General features: G+C 46.8%; 17 protein-coding genes and 1 pseudogene. 14 read left to right on the top strand and 4 right to left on the bottom strand.

The genetic code is table 11. The annotated features are described in order from the left end of the window. Positions 1 to 29: 29 nt before the first annotated feature. The gene (locus tag KF839_RS10935) at positions 30 to 815 is read left to right on the top strand and encodes a M48 family metallopeptidase (RefSeq protein WP_292917876.1); all 786 of its coding nucleotides are present in this window, start codon (positions 30 to 32) and stop codon (positions 813 to 815) included. 8 nt (positions 816 to 823) lie between these two features. Here the strand turns inward: KF839_RS10935 and KF839_RS10930 are convergent, their stop codons facing one another. Further along, entirely contained in the window at positions 824 to 1,207 is a 384-nt protein-coding gene (locus KF839_RS10930) for a VOC family protein (protein WP_292917875.1), read from the bottom strand. A 731-nt stretch (positions 1,208 to 1,938) separates the two neighbouring features. Here KF839_RS10930 and KF839_RS10925 point away from each other — a divergent pair. The 12 genes and pseudogenes from KF839_RS10925 (at position 1,939) to KF839_RS10870 (ending at position 16,602) form a co-directional block, all read left to right on the top strand. After that, a complete protein-coding gene (locus KF839_RS10925; protein WP_292917874.1) occupies positions 1,939 to 2,451 on the top strand; it encodes a chemotaxis protein CheW in 513 nt (170 codons plus the stop codon). A 38-nt stretch (positions 2,452 to 2,489) separates the two neighbouring features. Continuing rightward, entirely contained in the window at positions 2,490 to 4,220 is a 1,731-nt protein-coding gene (locus KF839_RS10920) for a methyl-accepting chemotaxis protein (RefSeq protein WP_292917873.1), read from the top strand. Positions 4,221 to 4,739: 519 nt separating this feature from the next. Continuing rightward, complete coding sequence (locus KF839_RS10915; protein WP_292917872.1) at positions 4,740 to 7,868, top strand: efflux RND transporter permease subunit; 3,129 nt, start codon at positions 4,740 to 4,742, stop codon at positions 7,866 to 7,868. 104 nt (positions 7,869 to 7,972) lie between these two features. Next, positions 7,973 to 8,509 (top strand): annotated as a pseudogene (locus KF839_RS10910) (shikimate kinase); the annotation flags it as partial. Positions 8,510 to 8,569: 60 nt separating this feature from the next. Beyond that, positions 8,570 to 9,670, top strand: a complete 1,101-nt coding sequence (gene aroB, locus KF839_RS10905) for a 3-dehydroquinate synthase (protein WP_292917909.1) — start codon at positions 8,570 to 8,572, stop codon at positions 9,668 to 9,670. Then, a complete protein-coding gene (locus KF839_RS10900; protein ID WP_292917871.1) occupies positions 9,663 to 10,784 on the top strand; it encodes a deoxyguanosinetriphosphate triphosphohydrolase in 1,122 nt (373 codons plus the stop codon). The genes aroB and KF839_RS10900 overlap by 8 nt, the downstream gene beginning before the upstream one ends. 203 nt (positions 10,785 to 10,987) lie before the next feature. Then, positions 10,988 to 12,061: a uroporphyrinogen decarboxylase gene (gene hemE, locus KF839_RS10895; RefSeq protein ID WP_292917870.1), complete on the top strand. Its 1,074-nt coding sequence runs from the start codon at positions 10,988 to 10,990 to the stop codon at positions 12,059 to 12,061. 31 nt (positions 12,062 to 12,092) lie between these two features. After that, positions 12,093 to 12,782: a response regulator transcription factor gene (locus KF839_RS10890; RefSeq protein ID WP_292917869.1), complete on the top strand. Its 690-nt coding sequence runs from the start codon at positions 12,093 to 12,095 to the stop codon at positions 12,780 to 12,782. Further along, positions 12,763 to 14,037 carry a sensor histidine kinase gene (locus KF839_RS10885; RefSeq protein WP_292917868.1) on the top strand — a complete coding sequence of 425 codons (1,275 nt, stop codon included), beginning with the start codon at positions 12,763 to 12,765 and terminating at the stop codon, positions 14,035 to 14,037. Before KF839_RS10890 ends, KF839_RS10885 begins: the two co-directional genes overlap by 20 nt. A 304-nt stretch (positions 14,038 to 14,341) precedes the next feature. Next, on the top strand, positions 14,342 to 15,298 hold the full coding sequence (locus tag KF839_RS10880; protein ID WP_292917867.1) for a sodium-dependent bicarbonate transport family permease: 957 nt from the start codon (positions 14,342 to 14,344) through the stop codon (positions 15,296 to 15,298). Positions 15,299 to 15,340: 42 nt separating this feature from the next. Then, positions 15,341 to 15,658: a P-II family nitrogen regulator gene (locus KF839_RS10875; protein ID WP_292917866.1), complete on the top strand. Its 318-nt coding sequence runs from the start codon at positions 15,341 to 15,343 to the stop codon at positions 15,656 to 15,658. Between the two features lie 149 nt (positions 15,659 to 15,807). Continuing rightward, positions 15,808 to 16,602, top strand: coding sequence for a lysophospholipid acyltransferase family protein (locus tag KF839_RS10870; RefSeq protein ID WP_292917865.1), 795 nt, complete (start codon positions 15,808 to 15,810; stop codon positions 16,600 to 16,602). Here KF839_RS10870 and KF839_RS10865 read toward each other — a convergent pair. The 3 genes from KF839_RS10865 to KF839_RS10855 are packed head-to-tail and all read right to left on the bottom strand — an operon-like array spanning position 16,553 to position 18,632. Next, positions 16,553 to 17,356, bottom strand: a complete 804-nt coding sequence (locus KF839_RS10865) for a symmetrical bis(5'-nucleosyl)-tetraphosphatase (RefSeq protein WP_292917864.1) — start codon at positions 17,354 to 17,356, stop codon at positions 16,553 to 16,555. The two genes, KF839_RS10870 and KF839_RS10865, sit on opposite strands and share 50 nt — an antisense overlap. Positions 17,357 to 17,365: 9 nt before the next feature. Next, positions 17,366 to 18,172, bottom strand: coding sequence for a 4-hydroxy-tetrahydrodipicolinate reductase (dapB, locus tag KF839_RS10860; RefSeq protein ID WP_292917863.1), 807 nt, complete (start codon positions 18,170 to 18,172; stop codon positions 17,366 to 17,368). A 52-nt stretch (positions 18,173 to 18,224) separates the two neighbouring features. Then, positions 18,225 to 18,632, bottom strand: coding sequence for an outer membrane protein assembly factor BamE (locus tag KF839_RS10855; protein WP_292917862.1), 408 nt, complete (start codon positions 18,630 to 18,632; stop codon positions 18,225 to 18,227). A gap of 77 nt (positions 18,633 to 18,709) precedes the next feature. Here KF839_RS10855 and fur point away from each other — a divergent pair, with 77 nt between their 5' ends. After that, positions 18,710 to 19,150, top strand: coding sequence for a ferric iron uptake transcriptional regulator (gene fur / locus KF839_RS10850; RefSeq protein ID WP_292917861.1), 441 nt, complete (start codon positions 18,710 to 18,712; stop codon positions 19,148 to 19,150). The last annotated feature ends 23 nt before the right edge of the window (positions 19,151 to 19,173 follow it).

Genomic DNA, 19,173 nt, shown 5'->3' with positions numbered 1-19,173 from the left:
GGTCATTTATTTTAATGGAGCAATTTGTCATGAGATTCAGATTGGTCGTTGTTTTGTCGATGCTCGTGCTGATGACGGCTTGTGCGACGACGCCTACCGGTAGAAGTCAGATGGTTTTTATGCCGGATAATGAGGTGGATGCGATGGGATTACAAGCTTTTACCGATATGAAAAATGAAAAGCAAATGAGTCAAGATACGCGGGAGAATCAGTTTGTGCGTTGCATTACCGATGCGATCACTCACGAAGTCGGTGGTGAGTGGGAAGTTGTCGTATTTGAAGATAAAACTTTGAATGCTTTCGCATTACCCGGTAAAAAAATTGGCGTTCATACCGGTTTAATCGATTTGGTGGATAACCAGGATCAATTGGCTTCCGTGATAGGTCATGAAATTGGCCACGTATTGGCGAGACATAGCAATGAGCGGATGTCCCAGAAATTAGGCGCGCAAATTGGAATTTCACTGATCGCCGCGGTGGCGGCGCCGCAAACGCCGATGGGCCAAACTGCCCTGGGGTTGCTTGGTGTCGGTACTCAATATGGTGTGTTGATGCCGTTTAGCCGTTTACATGAAAGCGAAGCGGATTCGATCGGAATTGATTTGATGGCCAAAGCAGGATTCAATCCTGCCGAAAGCATTACACTTTGGAGAAAAATGGCACAGGCCAGTCAGGGTTCGCAACCGGCTGAATTTTTGTCAACCCATCCGTCGCACGAAACCCGGATCCATGATTTGCAGGAACGAATGCCGAAAGCCACGGCATTGATGCAACAAGCCCGTGCTGCCGGGAAAAAGCCAAATTGCGTTAAATAAGGTTATTATTATTTTGGCGCCGGCTCGTTTGCCGGAAAATCCAGTTCGACTTTTGCGCCATCCGGGTCATGGCAGAATAATTGCCATATTTCCAATTCCGGCAATCGTTGTAATTCATAATGGATACCGTGTAGCTTGAGAGTATCGGCTGTCGCTTGTAAGCCGGAAGCTGTGAAAGCCATGTGATCAATGACGCCGGCTGCATTGGCCGGTATCGGTTTACCCGTCATGATGTGCAATATGGCTTGATCTCCCGCATAGAGCCAGACACCCGGGAACGTAAACGGTGGCCGGTAACCTTCTGAAAGACCTAAGATATTGATATAGAAATTTTTGCTTCTTTCAAGATTGCTGCTTAGAACCGTGAAATGATTCATGCCGAGGATTTTCATTTTGTTACGCTCCTGCATAATGCTAATTCATATCCGGGACGAAACTAAATCTGCTACCTGCTCCGTACCCTTACAAATAATTTCATATATTCCTACATATATAGAGGATTTTTCCTCCTCTTATTCCATACTTGGATTTTTCTGATCCTCACTAAAATGGTGATAACAAACCATGCTTATCGCCAGCTGATGCCGTTCAAAGATAGCAGCATTCGGAAATTGATGATTGGATTTGCCTGTAAGAACATAAAAGTCTACCAGCAATATTTTTGTGTAGCCACTCTTTTGATCACCTGTTTATTTATTTATTTTCTATCAATAGTTTGTTATTAAACGGGATTTAATGAGAATAAGCTCCGATGAAAGTGAGCTTGAGAGAGGCGTGATTTGCACCGAGCATTTTGGGCGCATTGTTTTGGGTAGTGTCAATGTGGGGTGATGCCTCAAGTATTGACGAAAGATAATGCCGCTGCCCGTGTAAAGCCACTGGAAAATTGATCGCATAATACTTCAAGACGAGATTTATAGAATCCACGTAGAACCGGCGTGTGTGGGACTCTGTGCCGGATTTGATTTTCTTTCTTGAGGTTTTATTTTAAATTATTAAAAAATAAATTAAAGAAAATATTTCCTTCTTCCGTAAGAAAACTCCTACCTATCTGTTTGAGTCGGTAAGAATACGAATTGTCATCTAATCCAAAATCAGTTTTGTAACTAGAAGGAGTAGGCGCATGTTACAGGAGCAGACGACCCCAGCCGTGAGTGGGTCAACGCAGCTGCGGACGAGCAGCATTACCAATGAATTCCTAACCTTTCGTCTGGGAAATGAGGAATATGGGATAGAGATCCTCAAGGTGCAGGAGATTCGTGGTTATGAAGCCATTACGCAAATAGCCAATGCGCCCGACTTCATTAAGGGCGTTGTGAATTTGAGAGGTATCATCGTACCGATCGTCGATATGCGAATCAAATTTCGCTTGGGAAATGTTGAATATAATCAATTTACTGTGGTGATTATTATAAATGTCGCTGGCAGGGTGATGGGTATCGTGGTGGATGGCGTTTCCGATGTCATCAGCTTGGAGTCTGAGCAAATGCGCCCAGCGCCGGGATTAGGTTCCGTGATCGATACCGAGCACATAATGGGTCTTGGGACGATTGATGAACGGATGTTGATATTGATCGATATCGAGAAGCTGATGAGCAGTGGCGATATGGAATTGATTGAACCAAGCATTAACTAACAGAGTGGCTTTTAGAAAAAAATTCATAGGAGGTTTTGATGTTTACTGAGACGTCAATTAAGTTTCGCTTAAATTTTGTGTTATCGATAATGGCAATATTGTTGGTTTGTACTGGCGCAGTGGGTTTGTATGGTTTTAGTCAGTCAAATAATGGATTGAAATCGGTTTTTGAAGACCGCTTGACTCCATCAGTTCAATTAGGCTCCATTCTGGATGTCTGGTACCAAGTTCGGGAAAATGCCAGAAACGCGGTTGAATCGAGAAATGTTGCGACCGCAAGAACATTGGGAGACGATGCGAATCGTTTGGTCAAGCAAAACGAAGGGGTGTGGGCCAAATATCTTGCAACCTACTTAACGCCTGAAGAAGAATTGCTGACCAAAACCAAAGGTGAGCAACACGTGCAGTATGTAAATTCAATGAACCGGACGATTCAATTAGCTTCGACCGGAGAATTTGAAGCCGCGGCACAGAATCTCGCAAACGATACCGTGCCAAAGTTTAATGCTTTGCGTGATACGGTTTTTGCATTGCTGGATTTGCAAGGCACAGTTGCTGAAAAGGAATATGCGCATGCGCAAACAAATTTCGAGACCATTCTTATGGTTTTGGTGGGAACGATGATTGCAGGCGTAGTATTAGCATTCGTGTTTTGCATGTTGCTATTAAAGTCGATTGTGGATCCGCTGAATGAAGCGATAGATATCGCCCATAGAGTAGCGTCAGGCGATCTGACTTCGAATATCGTAGTAGGCTCAACGAAATCGTCGACGGGCAGGTTATTGCAAGCATTAAAAGAGATGAATGACAGCTTGATAGACTTGGTCGGAAAAGTACGCTCCAGTACCGATCAAATAACGACGGCATCGGGTGAAATAGCTTCCGGCAACATGGACTTGAGTCAACGGACCGAAGAGCAAGCATCGAGCCTAGAAGAAACAGCCTCCTCGATGGAAGAACTGACATCGACAGTGAAGCAGAATGCCGATAATGCGCGCCAAGCGAATCAACTGGCGGCGGGCGCATCGGAAGTTGCGGTCAAAGGCGGTACCGTGGTGGGTCAAGTGGTGCACACTATGAAATCAATCAACGAAAGCTCGCATAAAATTGTCGACATCATCAGCGTCATAGACGGGATCGCGTTCCAGACCAACATTTTGGCATTGAATGCGGCAGTGGAAGCGGCGCGTGCTGGAGAACAAGGGCGTGGATTTGCGGTCGTGGCAACGGAAGTTCGAACCCTGGCGCAACGTTCAGCGGCGGCGGCGAAAGAAATCAAGGAACTGATTAGTGACTCGGTAGCGAAAGTCGATGAAGGAACACGGCTGGTCGATGAAGCGGGAACGACGATGGACGAAATCGTGAGTGCGGTGAAACGCGTAACGGACATCATGAGTGAGATATCGGCGGCATCGCAAGAACAAAGCTCAGGAATTGAGCAAGTGAACCAAGCGGTCACGCAGATGGATGAGGTGACGCAGCAAAACGCGGCGTTGGTGGAAGAATCGGCAGCTGCAGCTGAATCAATGCAAGAACAGGCGCAATCGCTATCGCAAGCGGTCAGCATATTCAAGCTATCGGGTGGTCATGGATCGGCCGTCACACCGGTTAAGAGAAATAATCGTCCGGCGGCGGTAGCCAAGTTACCGAACCGCGGCCCGGCGACCAAGAAAGCGCTAGTAAAACCTGAAGCGGCATCATCGAGTGTATCAACACAGCCTCGCAAAGTTGCATCCGGTGGCGGTGGCGATGATTGGGAAGAGTTTTAGCATTGATTAATTTGCCGAGCAAGATATGATGTCAAGCAAATGGGGTGCAAAAAACGCGCGATATATTCTCAAGATAGATGAATTTTTGAGCGTCACCTAATGCAGTAATTTGTTTGCGCAGGCAATTTGGTTTTCCTTGATAAAAACACCACCTGGTATCCAGGTGGTGTTTTTATTTGTAACAGCCATTCGTAAAAAGATCTCGACAGTTGAGCCTACTGTTACAATAATGCGGGACTTATCAGGGCGATGATTGTAATAAGATAACGTCTTTGACGACGCATGTTGAATGCGATCAAGGTTTGCGATACGGGCAATGAGAATCCAATCTAATGCGGCAATCAGCTAATCACACTGGTTTCAACACGATTCGGCCTAAGCAAGATCCAGTCGTGGAATCCTGAAGTGACTCCCAGTAATACTTAAATTCCCGATTTTAATTTGCGATAGCTTCGAACCTTGATTTTACGGAACTGCGTGCATCTTGGAGGAGCGGTTAACAATAGCGATAACAGTTTCATGACTAAATTTTTTCTTGAACGGCCGATTTTTGCTTCGGTATTGTCAATCATCATCGTGTTGGCGGGGCTGGCTGCGGCGATACAATTGCCGATTGAACAGTATCCTCGGATTACGCCTCCCACGGTCATAGTAACGGCGACCTTTCCAGGTGCGAGTGCCGAAACAATGATAAAAACCGTAGCAGCGCCCATTGAAGAGAAACTTAGCGCTATTGAAGGGCTGTTATACTTTAATTCCAGCGCTGACTCCAGCGGCCGGTTGACGATTACGATTACGTTTGAAATCGGAACCGATGTTGATCGCGCTGTTTTTAATGTCAGTAACGAAGTCAATACCGCGTTGGCGCGTTTGCCCGATGAGGTTAGACGAACCGGCGTTACCGTTCAGAAGCGTTCGAATGATTTATTGCTGGTTTTAGCACTGACTTCCAGCGATCCAAAACATAATACGCTGTTCCTTAGCAATTTTATTGCAATCAACTTGCTGGATGATCTGAGACGCGCCACGGGAGTGGGCGAAGCGCGGATTTTTGGTGCGCAAGACTATTCCATGCGAATCTGGTTGCGGCCGGATCGTATGGCGCAACTGGGGGTTACCACCAGTGATATCGTGAATGCCATTCGTGCACAGAATGCACAGCAAGCAATCGGGAAAATCGGTCAGGAACCTGCATTGGCCGACCAGCAGCTGGTCTATACAGTGACTGCGAAGGGTCGGTTATTGGAACCCGAGCAATTCGAAGAAGTGATTCTGCGCTCCGATGGGGTGCGCGGTGTGCTTTATCTGAGAGATGTCGCACGCATTGAACTGGGTGCGCAGGATTATGCGACGCGTACATTGCTGAATGGCCAACCCGGCTTGGGAATCGGAATTTTTCTGCGATCCGGCGCCAATGCGCTGGAAACTGCTGCAGCGGTTAAAGCCAAAATGGCTGAGTTGAAGCAGTATTTTCCGGAAGGCATGGAATACGTCATATCGTACGATACCAGTATTTTTGTTAAAGCATCGATTTGGGAGGTTGTGAAGACCTTGGGAGAAGCTTTGCTGCTGGTCGTGCTGGTCGTGTATCTGTTTTTGCAGAGCTGGCGAGCGACTCTTATCCCGATCATTGCCATTCCGATTTCGTTGATCGGCACGTTTGCCGGATTGTGGTTACTTGGATACTCCATTAATACTTTGACGCTGTTTGCCATGGTATTGTCGATAGGCATCGTGGTCGATGATGCCATTGTGGTGCTGGAAAATATTGAGCGCCTGATATCACATGAAAAGTTATCGCCGATTGATGCGGCGATGAAAGCAATGCAGCAAGTTTCCAGCGCTGTGGTGGCCATGACCATGGTATTGGTGGCGGTCTTTGTTCCCGTAGCGTTTTTGGGAGGCATCGCCGGGGAGTTATATCAGCAATTCGCGGTGACCGTGGCTGTCGCCGGTGTGATTTCAGGCATCGTGGCATTAACGTTGACACCGACGCTATGTGCGATGTTACTTCGATCCACGCACCGGCAATCGGCTTTCTTTTCCTGGTTTAATCGCTATTTTGAGCGCACTCGTCGGTTATATGTCGGAATGGTGGGGCTGAGTCTGCGAAATTCGATCAAAAGTACGCTGATATTCGCAGCAGTGATCGTGTGTTTAATTGTTCTGATAAATAGAATTCCGGATAGTTTTATACCGCCGGAAGATCAAGGATTCGTACTGGGGGCGGTAATTTTGCCCGATGGTGCGGCACTTGGCAGGACGATTCAAACGGCGAATGCCATTACGACCGAAATGGGGCAGTTACCCGGTGTAACTTTTCAATTCTCTGTCAACGGCCTGGATTTTGTCGGCGGCGGAAACAAAGCGAATGTGTCGACGATTTTTTTACGAATGAAAGACTGGTCTGAACGGACCATTACCGCTGAAGATGTGGTCAAGAAAATGACGGAAGCCGGTGCGCAGCAGCCGGATGGAATGGCTATTGCATTTAACCCGCCGGCGATTCGCGGGCTTGGCAGCACCGGCGGGTTTGAATTGTTCGTGCAGAGCCGAACGGATTCTGATCCGGCACAATTGGCGCGTGTTGTCGACGAATTGATGCAGACGCTGCGGCAGGATCCTAAATTGGCAACTGTAAATACATTCTTGCGGTCATCGGTGCCGCAATATTTTATTGAAGTCGATGATGCCAAGGCGATTGCACAGGGCGTGTTGATATCGGATATCTATGCAGCATTGCAAAGCACCATGGGTTCATTTTATGTGAATGATTTTAATCGTTTCGGGCGAACCTATCGCGTGCAATTGCAGGCTGAAGCGCCATTCAGAATGACCGCGGAGGATCTTGGGAAAGTATATGTGCGTTCAGAATCAGGTGCGATGATTCCGTTGTCGGCCTTAAGTATGGTGAAACATATCGTTGGTGCGGAACAGCTGGAGCGGTTTAATGGCTTGTTAGCGGCTAAGGTGATGGGCAGCGGTACGAAGGGGGTGAGTTCCGGCGAAGCGATTGCACGGGTGGAGGAAATTGCGGCTAGAACATTACCGGATAGTTATCAGATCGCCTGGACGGGGGCAGCTTTTCAAGAGAAGAAGATGGGGTCGGCTGCGATTATGGCGGTGAGTCTGGCAGTTATAATGGTCTTTCTTATTTTAGCGGCGCAATTTGAAACCTGGGCATTGCCATTAGCGGTCATCATGGCGATCCCTTTCGCGATGATGGGGGCTTTGATGGCGATTTTGTTGCGTGGCATGCCGAACGATATTTATTTTCAGATCGGTATGGTGACTTTGATCGGATTGACAGCGAAGAATGCGATACTACTGGTCGAATTTGCAAACCAAAAAATGAAACAAGGTGTGGCGATTTCTCACGCAGCCATACGGTCCGCGCAACTTCGTTTCCGCCCCATTGTGATGACCTCGATGGCTTTTATACTGGGTGTCGTTCCCTTGGTATTAGCCACCGGTGCCGGTTCGGCAGCCCGGCAATCCATGGGGACCGGCGTTTTTGGCGGGATGATACTGGCCACGACGATCGCAACAATTTTTGTGCCACTATTTTTTTCTTGGTTTGTACGCAAGCAGAGTTCCAAACAATCCGGAAATAAGGATAAAACTGTACCGCAGCAACCAGCCGCATAAATTGATCGAATGGTAAGGGGTTCTCAGGGATTATCTCGGCGGAAGCTCAGCCCGATGGAAAGTGTTCCCGCGAGCAAGCTGCTAATTCAGCTACAATCACGGCTATGAATTTAAGTAAAACGAAAATGCTGCAACCTCTTCAGAAAAAAATCGGAAATACCAATATTATTTTGATTGGCATGATGGGTGCTGGCAAAACTACGATCGGCAAAGCGCTGGCCAATGCGCTGAATAAAGAATTTATTGATTCCGATCATGAAATTCAGAAGCGTACCGGTGTAAAAATCCCGGTAATTTTTGAAATCGAAGGCGAAGCCGGATTCCGGAAACGCGAATCGGAAACCTTGTCTGATCTGGTTAATAAAGAGAATGTGGTGCTGGCGACCGGGGGCGGGGCTGTCCTTAATTCAGGCAACCGGCAGTTGTTGCGACGCAGTGGCATCGTCATCTATCTGCGGGCATCGGTCAATGATTTATACCGGCGTACCCGGTATGATAAGAATCGTCCGTTGCTACAGACCGATAATTTGTATGCCCGGTTGAGCGAACTTTACGGTCAGCGGGATTCGCTGTATCGCGAAACGGCGCATCTCATTGTCGACAGCGGTAAGCAAGGCATTCGTTTTCTCGTTCAAAAACTTATCAATAAATTAATTTCTAACGACCTCGATTATATTATGTACGGTAGAGACAAGGATGTTATGCAAACCATTACGGTAGATTTTACGTCTTCATCTGAAAAACGCAACTATCCAATTCATGTGGGGCATGGAATATTGCAGCAGATTGATCTGATTGTTAATTGCTTGCCGCAAAAACGGGTGGCAATTGTCAGCAATACTACCATTGCACCGCTCTATCTGGATAAGTTGCGTGCAGCCTTGGAAACCAGAGGGGTTGTTTCTATTCCCATTATTCTTCCAGACGGCGAAGCCTGTAAAAATTGGGAAACATTGAATTTGATTTTTGATGCGTTGCTCAAAAACCATTGCGAACGCAAAACCGCAATCTTGGCGTTGGGTGGTGGCGTAGTCGGTGATTTAACCGGATTTGCCGCAGCAACTTATTTACGCGGTGTTCCATTTATCCAAATTCCAACCACGCTATTGGCGCAAGTCGATTCCTCGGTCGGCGGTAAAACGGGTATCAATCACCCATTAGGTAAAAACATGATCGGCGCATTTTATCAGCCACGGATGGTGCTAGCCGATAGCGCAACGCTGAATACCTTACCTGATCGGGAGCTGCGCGCGGGAATTGCTGAAATCATTAAATACGGTTTGATCCGTGATCCGGTTTTTTTCGAATGGTTGGAGCAAAACATGCATCGGCTGCTGGCGCGTGATCCGACAACGTTAAACGAAGCGATTCGGCGGAGCTGCGAAAACAAAGCGGAGATCGTTGCATCCGATGAGCGGGAGAGGGGCGTCAGGGCGTTATTGAATTTGGGGCATACTTTTGGTCATGCGATTGAAAATGGCATGGGTTATGGTGTTTGGTTGCATGGCGAAGCGGTGGCGGCCGGAACTATTCTGGCGGCGGAGTTATCACGTCGCATGAAGTTAATTAGCGAAACGGATGTGAATCGAATCCGCAAAATTTTTCTGCAAGTAGGCCTGCCGGTTGTTGCACCGAAAATGCCTGTGGAACAGTATCTGGAGTTGATGATGCTGGATAAGAAAGTGGAGTCTGGTAAAACGCGTTTTATTGTTCTTAATCGCATCGGAGAAGCGGTGATGCGCGCCGATGTGCCTCCTGAATTACTGAACGATACGATTCGGGCTTGCATGCCGCATGAATAAACTGACCGATTATGCGGTGTCTTCCGAGAATTCACGAGGGCGCGTGATTTTTGAAGAATCGCCGACCGGACGAAGCGAATTTCAGCGAGACCGGGATCGTATCATCCACTCAGCGGCTTTCCGCCGGTTGGAATATAAAACCCAAGTGTTTGTTAATCATGAAGGGGATCTGTTTCGTACGCGCTTAACACATAGTCTGGAGGTTGCCCAGATCGGCCGATCGATTGCAAGAAACTTGGGACTGAACGAGGATTTGGTTGAAGCCATAACCTTGGCGCATGACCTGGGGCATACACCATTCGGACATGCCGGGCAAGACGCATTGAATAATTGCATGCGCGACTACGGTGGTTTTGAACACAATCTTCAATCCTTGCGGGTTGTTGATGTGCTCGAAGAGCGTTATGCGACCTTCGATGGTCTTAATCTATGTTATGAGACCCGGGAAGGTATTCTTAAGCATGTGGCGAAAAAAAATGCACAAAAATTAGGAGCGTTAGGGGAACGTTTCTTGCAACATAAAAGCCCATCTTTGGAAGCGCAATTAGCGAATCTTGCTGATGAAATTGCCTATAATAATCATGATGTCGATGACGGTTTGCGATCCGGGTTGATCAATTTGGCGCAATTGCAGGAAGTTTCGATTTTCTCCCGCCACCTGCTGCGCGTGAAAACCCTGCATCCATCGCTTTCGGAACGGCGTATGGTTTATGAAACGGTGCGCAACATGATCAATACGTTAGTAACCGATCTGATACAACAGAGCACCCAAAATATCCGGGATGCCTGTATCCGCAATTTGGAAGATGTGCATGCCGCACCTCCGCTGATTGGTTTCAGCGGGCAGGTAAAAAAAGAGCAGCAGGAATTAAAGAAATTTTTGTTCGATAAGCTATACCGGCATTTTCGTGTGGTGCGCATGAATAACAAAGCGCGTCATACCATCGAAAAATTATTTTCCGCGTTCAGTTCGGAAATAAGGCTATTACCGCAGAAGTATCAAGAAAAATTTGAAGCGGAAGGGCAACAAGCGGTTGCAGATTATATTGCTGGCATGACAGATCGTTATGCCATCAAAGAATACCAACGTTTATTCACGATTGCACAAGACTGACAAGCAATAGTTGTACGGTGTGCAGTTGCTTGGATTACTTGTCCAGTTGTCATGGTCGGATGCGCGAAACGACACGCATTGGTTTTATCCTATGGAATGAGAATATACGTGATGGCCATTCGCTGGTAAAATCACGGTTAGGAAAAGGTTAAATATTTACGGGAAGGTAGCCTTTTATAACAATTATAAATAGAGGCTTTTGGATGACAACACTTAAAAACGACACGTTGCTACGCGCATTGCTGAAGCAACCCATTGAATACACGCCTGTTTGGTTGATGCGGCAAGCGGGTAGATATCTTGCGGAATATAATGAAACGCGCGCGCGCGCGGGTGATTTTCTTTCTCTATGTAAGAACCCTGGATTTGCAACCGAAGTTACCATGCAGCCGCTTGCTCGTTTTCCGCTGGATGCTGCCATATTGTTTTCTGATATTTTAACAATCCCGGATGCAATGGGGTTGGGATTATACTTTTCTCAGGGCGAAGGCCCCATGTTTAAGCATCCTTTGCGGAATGAAGCTGAAATCCAGGCACTGAAGGTTCCCGATCCGGGGGCGGAATTGCGTTATGTGATGGACGCCGTATCCGAGATCAGGAAAGCGCTGGACAATCGAGTGCCGTTAATCGGATTTTCCGGTAGCCCTTTTACACTTGCCTGTTACATGGTGGAAGGGCGTGGCGGCACCGAGTTCCGTGAAATCAAAACTATGATGTACGCACGGCCTGAGCTGCTGCATCATATTTTGGAGATCAATGCAAAAGCCGTGACGGCTTATTTGAATGCACAGATTGAATCAGGCGCGCAAGCCGTTATGATTTTCGATACCTGGGGTGGTGTGTTATCGCATGCTGCGTATCAGGAATTTTCATTGCGCTATATCCGGCAGATAATCGCCGGTCTGAAACGGGAGCAGAATGGTTCGCGTATACCCAATATTGTTTTTACCAAAGGCGGTGGTTTATGGTTAGAAGCAATTGCGGATATTGGGTGCGATGCGATCGGGTTGGATTGGACGATCGATATCGGGGAAGCGCGTCGACGAGTCGGCGATAAGGTTGCTTTGCAAGGTAATCTTGATCCATCCGTGCTATTTGCAACCCCGACAATTATTGCCGCCGAGGTGGAAAAAATTCTGACGAGCTATGGCAAAGGAAGTGGGCACGTCTTTAATCTTGGACACGGTATCTCGCAATTTACGCCTCCGGAAAATGCTGCGGCATTAGTCAGTGCTGTTCATTCTTTAAGTCGCAGGTTCCATTCTGAAGGAGTTTAACCACAGCCAATTGATAGTTGCAGGTAATCCTATGCATATATTAATTATTGAAGATGATTTAGCTATTGCTGCTAACCTCTATGACTTTCTGGAATCAAGAGGACATACGGTCGATGCTGCAGTGAATGGTGTTGCAGGTTTACACTTGGCGGTTACGCAACGGTTTGATGCAATATTACTTGACTTAGGTTTGCCTGGGATGAATGGCATGACGCTATGTCGTAAGCTAAGACAAGAATCGCAAATCGACACGCCCATTTTAATGCTGACTGCACGAGACACTTTGGAAGATAAGTTAGCAGGTTTTGAACAAGGGGCCGATGATTATTTGATCAAACCCTTTGCTTTGAAGGAAGTGGAAGCGCGTTTATTGGCATTGCATAAGCGGCATGCAGGAAAAGTGGCCAATCGCACATTGGAGTTTGACAAGCTTTCTTTCGACCCGAAAACGCTTTCCATTCGTTTTGAGAATCAGAATGTCAAGCTTCCTCCCAAGTGCATACGTTTATTAGCTTTGATGATGAGTGAGCCGGGCAGGGTTTTTAGCCGTGAAGAACTGGAAATGGAGGCGTGGGAAGATGTTCAGGAAACGAGTGATACCTTGCGTAGCCATATGCACATACTGCGGCGAGCGTTGACCAAAGCCGGAGGGTACGATCCGATAGAAACCGTGCATGGTCTCGGTTATTGTTTGACATCGCGTGTTCAGATTCCCGAGTGAAAATAGCCTGCGCTACCGGGTTGCCGTAGCGCTGACAACTTTTAGCGTTTTTATCGTTGGAACGCTTTGCATCATTCTTTATTTTGTCTCAGACAATATCGAAGAGGAACATATTGAGCAGGTGATCGAGATGGAAATGGATCATCTCGTTCAACGCTATCAAAAGCACTCCGATTTTATTTTCCAAGTCGGTTTGCATCTTAAAAGCTATGTTATCCATAATATCGATGACGAGCTGCAGATTCCTACTTATTTACGTGGATTGAATGCGGGGTATCACCGGATTTACTATGGCTTGGAGAATTTCCACGTACTGGTGCGAACCGATAAAGAAGTGAAGTTTCTGGTTGCATACCGGATTGCACTGCATCAACAGCGGTTGAGTAAATTAAGGGTAATTATTTTGTTTTCCTGGTTTGCAGTGGTTGCAATTACCTTTGTTGTCGGGTATTTGCTGGCTGGCGTACTGGTCAAGCAGGTAACGGATTTAGCGGACCGTGTCAGTACTCTGGCAACGGGGAATGTTCAGACAGGTTTGCTGACGCAACCCGACATGGATGAGGAGGTTGCGCAGCTGGCGCAAGCTCTGGACGATTACCAGATCCGCATTAAACGGATGCTGCAGCGCGAGCAAGAGTTTACCGCCAATATCAGCCATGAATTGCGTACGCCCATTACCACGATTCTGACCAGTTGCGAATTGCTGGAAGCTTCTTCTGACGTACCTTCGAGAGTTCAACACCGGATAAAAATGATCGAGAGTGCGGCAACGCGTATGGGCGAGCAACTGCAAGCTTTGTTGTTCTTGGCGCGGGAACAGTCGTTGGGTGTGACTGAACCGGTTGCGATCGCTGAATGCGTTTACGACGCAGTTGAACCGATTTGTACCGAGATTTATCGCAAAAGACTGAATTTTGAGGTCAATATCGCACCGTCTGTGACGGTAGTGCTGAACCGCCAGGCCTTACATACTACTCTGATGAATTTGCTGCGCAACGCCGTGCAGTATACCGAAAATGGCTTTATTCGCGTGGATTTCAACAACCGGCGTTTGTCCGTTGCCGACTCAGGCATTGGCATTGAGCCGGCTTATCTGCCCTTGCTGTATGAGCGTTTCTTTCGCGGATCCACGCAAGGCGAAGGTTTAGGCATTGGATTGGCGATCGTAAAACGTATCAGCGACCACTATGGTTGGCGTATCGAAGTCGACAGTACCCCTGGTAAGGGCACGACTTTTCACATTATTTTTCCTTGATTATCGAAGGCAGATACCTAATTTTCTTCACGAATTCTTCACGTTTCCTATGTTAACGTTTAAGCGTGAAGGGTACTTGAGTCACGGGTTTCCAGATCTATAACAGAGCGTTTTTTCGTTACTTACTCCAACTAGGTTGTTACGTTTCGTAGAGTCTCAGTTAAAGAATTGAATCCCCCATAAGTTATACGGATTTTGGGACTATCTTTTTTTTCTCTGGATTTATGGCGCTTTGAAAGATACTGGAGAGAAAGGATTTTTCTCAATTAAGAATAGACATAATTAATAAAATAGGGAGTGTTGCATGGCTACTATACAACCAGTAGTGTTCTTTTTTGTTGCTGGGGTTCTGGCAGGTGTAATCAAGTCTGACCTGAAAATACCCGAAGCGCTGTACAAGAGCTTGAGCTTGTTCTTGCTGATTGCCATTGGTTTCAAAGGCGGGGTGTCAATGGCGAAATACGAAATTATGGAAGTATTGCCGATTGCTGTTTCTATGGTGGTTTTATCAGCATTGATTCCATTATCTGCTTATCCGATCTTAAGATTCATTGGTAAATTTTCGCAAGCGGATGCTGGTGCGATTTCCGCGCACTATGGCTCGGTCAGTGCGGTGACTTTTGCTGTGGGTGTGGCTTTCCTGGGGACCATGAATGAGCCTTCTGAAGGTTATATGGTTTTGATTATGGCGTTGATGGAGATTCCGGCGTTGGTAACCGGTACTATTTTGGCACGTGCTGGTGCCGGCGGTGAGAAAACCCAATGGGGCAAACTGATGCACGAAATTTTGACTGGTACCAGTCTTTATTTGCTAATTGTGGGTGTTCTGATTGGATACTACGCAGGTGTAGTAAAATTAGTATCGCCGTTGGATAAAATGTTTATGGACTTGTTCATGGGCGTGTTGGCATTCTTCCTGCTGGAAATGGGCTTGTTGGCAGCAGCGCGGTTGAAAGCGGTTATAGACAAAGGTATTTTCATCGTGGCGTTTGGTATTCTATTTCCGTTGACGGCTGGATTGTTTGGCGCTTATTTAGGTTGGATCTTCGGCCTGTCTGAAGGTGGTACTATGTTGTTGGCGGTATTGTATGCCAGCTGCTCGTACATTGCTGCGCCGGCGGCTATGCGTATTGCGGTACCCGATGCTGATCCTGCGCTTTCAATTGGCGCTTCGCTGGGTGTAACATTCCCTTTCAATATTTTTATCGGGGTACCGATTTACTGGGAAATGGCGCACTGGTTCCATGGCATTGCAGTATAATGAAATATATCTAATTAACCAGACAATTAATGGGAAAAATTTATGAATAATACGATTGCTATGAGACGATTTGAGATCGTTGTCGGTATTGAGCAGCTCGAACAACTGACGGAAATATTGGAGCGGTGTGAAGTGCGTGGTTACACGGTGCTGAAGAATGCGGGCGGATTGGGATCGCGTGGCGTGCGGGATCCTGGCGATGTTTTGATGGAACAAGAAAATGTGATGGTTATTCTTGCTTGTAAAGATGAGCAGGCACAAAGAATTGTCAGCGAATTGCGGCCAGTTCTTAAGAAATTGGGCGGTATGTGCCTGATTTCCGAGTGTCTGTGGCTCGAAGGACCGGCAGTCTCTTATTAATCTGTTTTTTTTAATTTTTTAAATTCCGTTTTATCCCAGCATACGCGCAATAGTTTTCTATTGCGCGTATTGCTTTATCTCAAACAGATAATAAATGCCGATGATAAATTTAAAATATCGGTTTTGTTATCAACCTGTTAGTGCCTGCCATGCAAAAAACCACGCCATTGTTATTGCGGGTTATCCGATTGATTAAATTGTTGCTGCAGGTGTTTTCCGGTGTGTTGCAATCGCTGGTTTATCCCTATTTTCCTTCGTACATCCAGCGTACGATGATGCAACGATGGGCAAAGGGCGTATTGACCTGTCTTGAAATCAGACTGCAATGTTGCGGAAGCTTGCCTGTGTGGCAAGTACAACGAGCATTGCTTGCAGCGAATCATGTTTCCTGGCTTGATGTGTGCGTGTTGATGGCTGCACATCCAACGCGTTTTGTTGCTAAGGCCGAGATCAGCCAATGGCCCATCTTGGGTTTTCTAAGCCGGAATGCTGGTACGCTATTTATCGAGCGTGCAAGACGCAGCGATACGCAACGTATTAATAAAAAAATTGGTGAAGTGCTGGAAAACGGTGAGACGGTAACGGTATTTCCGGAGGGAACAACGACGGATGGTACGCAATTGAATCATTTTCATGCTTCATTGCTGCAATCGGCAGTTAATGCGGACGCCTTACTCTATCCAGTGGCAATCAGATACCATAACGCTGCCGGTGAGGTTTGCAAGGAAGCCGCGTATATCGATTCATCCCTTATTTTATCGCTGCAGAAGATTTTGAGCCAACCACGGATTGATGTGGCATTGATTTTTAATCCGCCGATTCCATGCGGTTCGAGAAATCGGCGGGAACTGGCACGTTTGGCCGAACAAGCGATTGCAGATACTTTAAGCGTGCCTATTGTTCACAAGGAATCTGGAAAATTTTCCGGTCTTCCAAGCGAATAGCCGATAACTGCCTGCCCCAAACACAACCGCTATCTAAAGCAATTATATTGTCACTCATATGGAATCCCAGTGCTGACCAATGCCCGCATACGATGGTGTGTTGTTCGCTGGCGCGCCGAGGAACGCGAAACCACGGTAAATAATCGGATGGAATCGATGATAGTGCGCCTTTAAAGTACAAGCCCATTTTGCCATCGGCAGTGCAAATTCGCATTCGTGTCATGGCATTGACGATGACGCGCAAACGAATGTAGCCACTCCAATCATCAAACCAGTAATCGGGTTCGTTGCCATAAATGCGTGAGAATAACGCAGGATAGTCGTTTTGGCGCAAGGCATTTTCCACTTCGGTTGAGAATTGCACGGCTTGCGCGATTGACCAGGATGGCAGCAGGCCGGCGTGTACCATGGCATAAGAGCCTTCGCTGTGAAACAATTTCTGTTGCCGTAACCAATGTAACAATTCGTCGCGGTCAGGTGCGCTGAGGATCGATTGCAAGGTGTCGTTCGGGTGATTTCTTGCGATGCCGGCTGCAACCATCAGTAAATGCAAATCATGATTGCCCAGTACGACCTGCATCGCATCGCCGGCTTGTTTGATATAACGCAAAGTCGCTAAGGAATCCGGGCCGCGGTTGACGAGATCGCCTACCAGCCATAATTTGTCTTGGGTAGGATCGAAGCGGATTAAATCGATGAGGCGGCGGAACGCCGTGAAACAGCCTTGTAAATCACCGATTGCATAGATTGCCATGGAACGGTTTTAACGTAATTTTAGTACATCCTGCATATCGAAGAGCCCATTGGGTTTGTCGGCCAGAAAGCGTACTGCACGTAATGCGCCCATCGCAAAAGTCATGCGGCTGCTCGCTTTGTGCGATATTTCAATGCGCTCGCCGATTCCGGCAAATAGCGCCGTATGGTCGCCGACAATATCGCCGGCTCGGATGGTTGAAAAGCCGATGGTCTCGGGATTTCTCTCGCCGGTTATTCCTTCACGGCCGTATACCGCAATCTTGTTTAAGTCCTTGCCCAATGCTTCCGCGATGACTTCACCCATACGCAAAGCGGTTCCGGATGGCGCATCCACTTTATGCCGATGATGCGCTTCGATAATTTCGATATCGTATCCTTCATTGAGTACTTTGGCGGCGATTTCCAATAGCTTAAAAGTAACGTTAACACCAACGCTCATATTCGGTGCAAAAACAATTGCGATATCTTGAGCAGCTGCTTTGAGCTGGGCTTTCTCTTCCGCTGAGAATCCGGTGGTACCGATGACCATTTTTACTCCCGCTTCGCGGCAAACGGAAAGATGCGCCAAGGTGCCTTCCGGGCGGGTGAAATCGATCAGGTGATGGCAATTTCTCAAAGCGGTTGCAAAATCGCTGACGATCGTGATGCCGCAACTGGTTCCGATTAATTCTCCCGCATCCTTGTTCAAATAAGGGCTGCCGGTTCTTTCAAGCGCTGCGGCGAGTTGCAAATCAGGCGCTTGCGCCACTGCTTCCAACAGGGTTCGTCCCATTCGTCCGGAGCATCCTGCAATTGCAATCTTCTGAGTTATCATATTTTTCCCTGTAGATCTTGGGTTTGTACGAATAAAAAAGTATTTTAGAGGGTTATTTTTTTTCTTCTTCGGTAACCGGCGTGGTTTCCTCTTTCTCAGCGCTTGCTTCGACCGGCTGTTGTTTTACAGGTGCTTCTGTTGAGAAATGTAGATAATTTTCAATATTGATCAAAGTATCGTTATCGAAGAAAAGGGTAAGCCGTTTTTGTTCAACCAAATCATCTTTCTCCCGGGAAACGTAGACATAGTCCCATCGATTGTCACGAAAAGCGTCGACAATCAGCGGTGACCCTAATACGAATAACACCTGCGATTTAGCCATGCCGGGTTTTAATTTTTCCAGCATTTCGTCGGTAACGACATTTCCTTGTTGTACATCGATTTTATAAATAATGTGCGGCATGAATGAACAACTCGTCAGCAGAAAGAAAGAAAGCAGAGCAGTGATTTTTGCAGCCATTTTGTTGATATTATATGTTTCCAAAGTGAACACAGCACTATATGATACAGTAAATTATTTTCTGAACAGAGATAACTATGGGTAACTTTGATGATCTGAAAAGTATCGATTTAAAAAACAGTGGTCTTAAAACTACTTTACCGCGGTTGAAGATACTGAATTTATTCGAGCAAAGCAGCGTGCGGCATTTATCGGCTGAAGATGTTTACAAGGAATTGATCAATGAAGGCGAAGACATTGGATTGGCAACCGTCTATCGAGTGTTAACGCAGTTTGAGCAGGCCGGATTGCTGGAGCGGCATCATTTTGAAAGCGGCAAGGCGGTATTTGAACTAAGAAGCGATGGTCATCATGATCATCTGGTTTGTTTACAATGCGGCCGTGTGGAAGAGTTCTACGATGCCGAGATTGAGAAACGTCAAATCGCTATAGCAAAAGAACGCGGCTTTACGTTGCAGGAGCATTCGTTGTCACTGTATGCGGATTGCACGAAGCCCAATTGTTCGCATCGAAAATAAAGAATGCCGTTGATCGCGCTAGA

It is taken from the genome of Nitrosomonas sp. (genome assembly GCF_019635155.1).
In the GTDB taxonomy this organism is placed as follows: Bacteria; Pseudomonadota; Gammaproteobacteria; order Burkholderiales; family Nitrosomonadaceae; genus Nitrosomonas.
The sequence above is the reverse complement of the archived record's forward strand: the minus strand, read 5'-3'. Positions and strand labels throughout refer to the sequence as shown.

What these genes read in the sequence shown, in the direction of transcription:
- hemE (WP_292917870.1), top strand. Translation starts at nt 10,988, where the DNA reads ATGACAACACTTAAAAACGACACGTTGCTACGCGCATTGCTGAAGCAA.
- KF839_RS10920 (WP_292917873.1), top strand. Translation starts at nt 2,490, where the DNA reads ATGTTTACTGAGACGTCAATTAAGTTTCGCTTAAATTTTGTGTTATCG.
- KF839_RS10880 (WP_292917867.1), top strand. Translation starts at nt 14,342, where the DNA reads ATGGCTACTATACAACCAGTAGTGTTCTTTTTTGTTGCTGGGGTTCTG.
- dapB (WP_292917863.1), bottom strand. Translation starts at nt 18,172, where the DNA reads ATGATAACTCAGAAGATTGCAATTGCAGGATGCTCCGGACGAATGGGA.
- KF839_RS10865 (WP_292917864.1), bottom strand. Translation starts at nt 17,356, where the DNA reads ATGGCAATCTATGCAATCGGTGATTTACAAGGCTGTTTCACGGCGTTC.
- KF839_RS10935 (WP_292917876.1), top strand. Translation starts at nt 30, where the DNA reads ATGAGATTCAGATTGGTCGTTGTTTTGTCGATGCTCGTGCTGATGACG.
- KF839_RS10870 (WP_292917865.1), top strand. Translation starts at nt 15,808, where the DNA reads ATGCAAAAAACCACGCCATTGTTATTGCGGGTTATCCGATTGATTAAA.
- KF839_RS10855 (WP_292917862.1), bottom strand. Translation starts at nt 18,632, where the DNA reads ATGGCTGCAAAAATCACTGCTCTGCTTTCTTTCTTTCTGCTGACGAGT.
- KF839_RS10925 (WP_292917874.1), top strand. Translation starts at nt 1,939, where the DNA reads ATGTTACAGGAGCAGACGACCCCAGCCGTGAGTGGGTCAACGCAGCTG.
- KF839_RS10915 (WP_292917872.1), top strand. Translation starts at nt 4,740, where the DNA reads ATGACTAAATTTTTTCTTGAACGGCCGATTTTTGCTTCGGTATTGTCA.
- KF839_RS10930 (WP_292917875.1), bottom strand. Translation starts at nt 1,207, where the DNA reads ATGAAAATCCTCGGCATGAATCATTTCACGGTTCTAAGCAGCAATCTT.
- KF839_RS10890 (WP_292917869.1), top strand. Translation starts at nt 12,093, where the DNA reads ATGCATATATTAATTATTGAAGATGATTTAGCTATTGCTGCTAACCTC.
- aroB (WP_292917909.1), top strand. Translation starts at nt 8,570, where the DNA reads ATGCAAACCATTACGGTAGATTTTACGTCTTCATCTGAAAAACGCAAC.
- KF839_RS10875 (WP_292917866.1), top strand. Translation starts at nt 15,341, where the DNA reads ATGAATAATACGATTGCTATGAGACGATTTGAGATCGTTGTCGGTATT.
- KF839_RS10900 (WP_292917871.1), top strand. Translation starts at nt 9,663, where the DNA reads ATGAATAAACTGACCGATTATGCGGTGTCTTCCGAGAATTCACGAGGG.
- fur (WP_292917861.1), top strand. Translation starts at nt 18,710, where the DNA reads ATGGGTAACTTTGATGATCTGAAAAGTATCGATTTAAAAAACAGTGGT.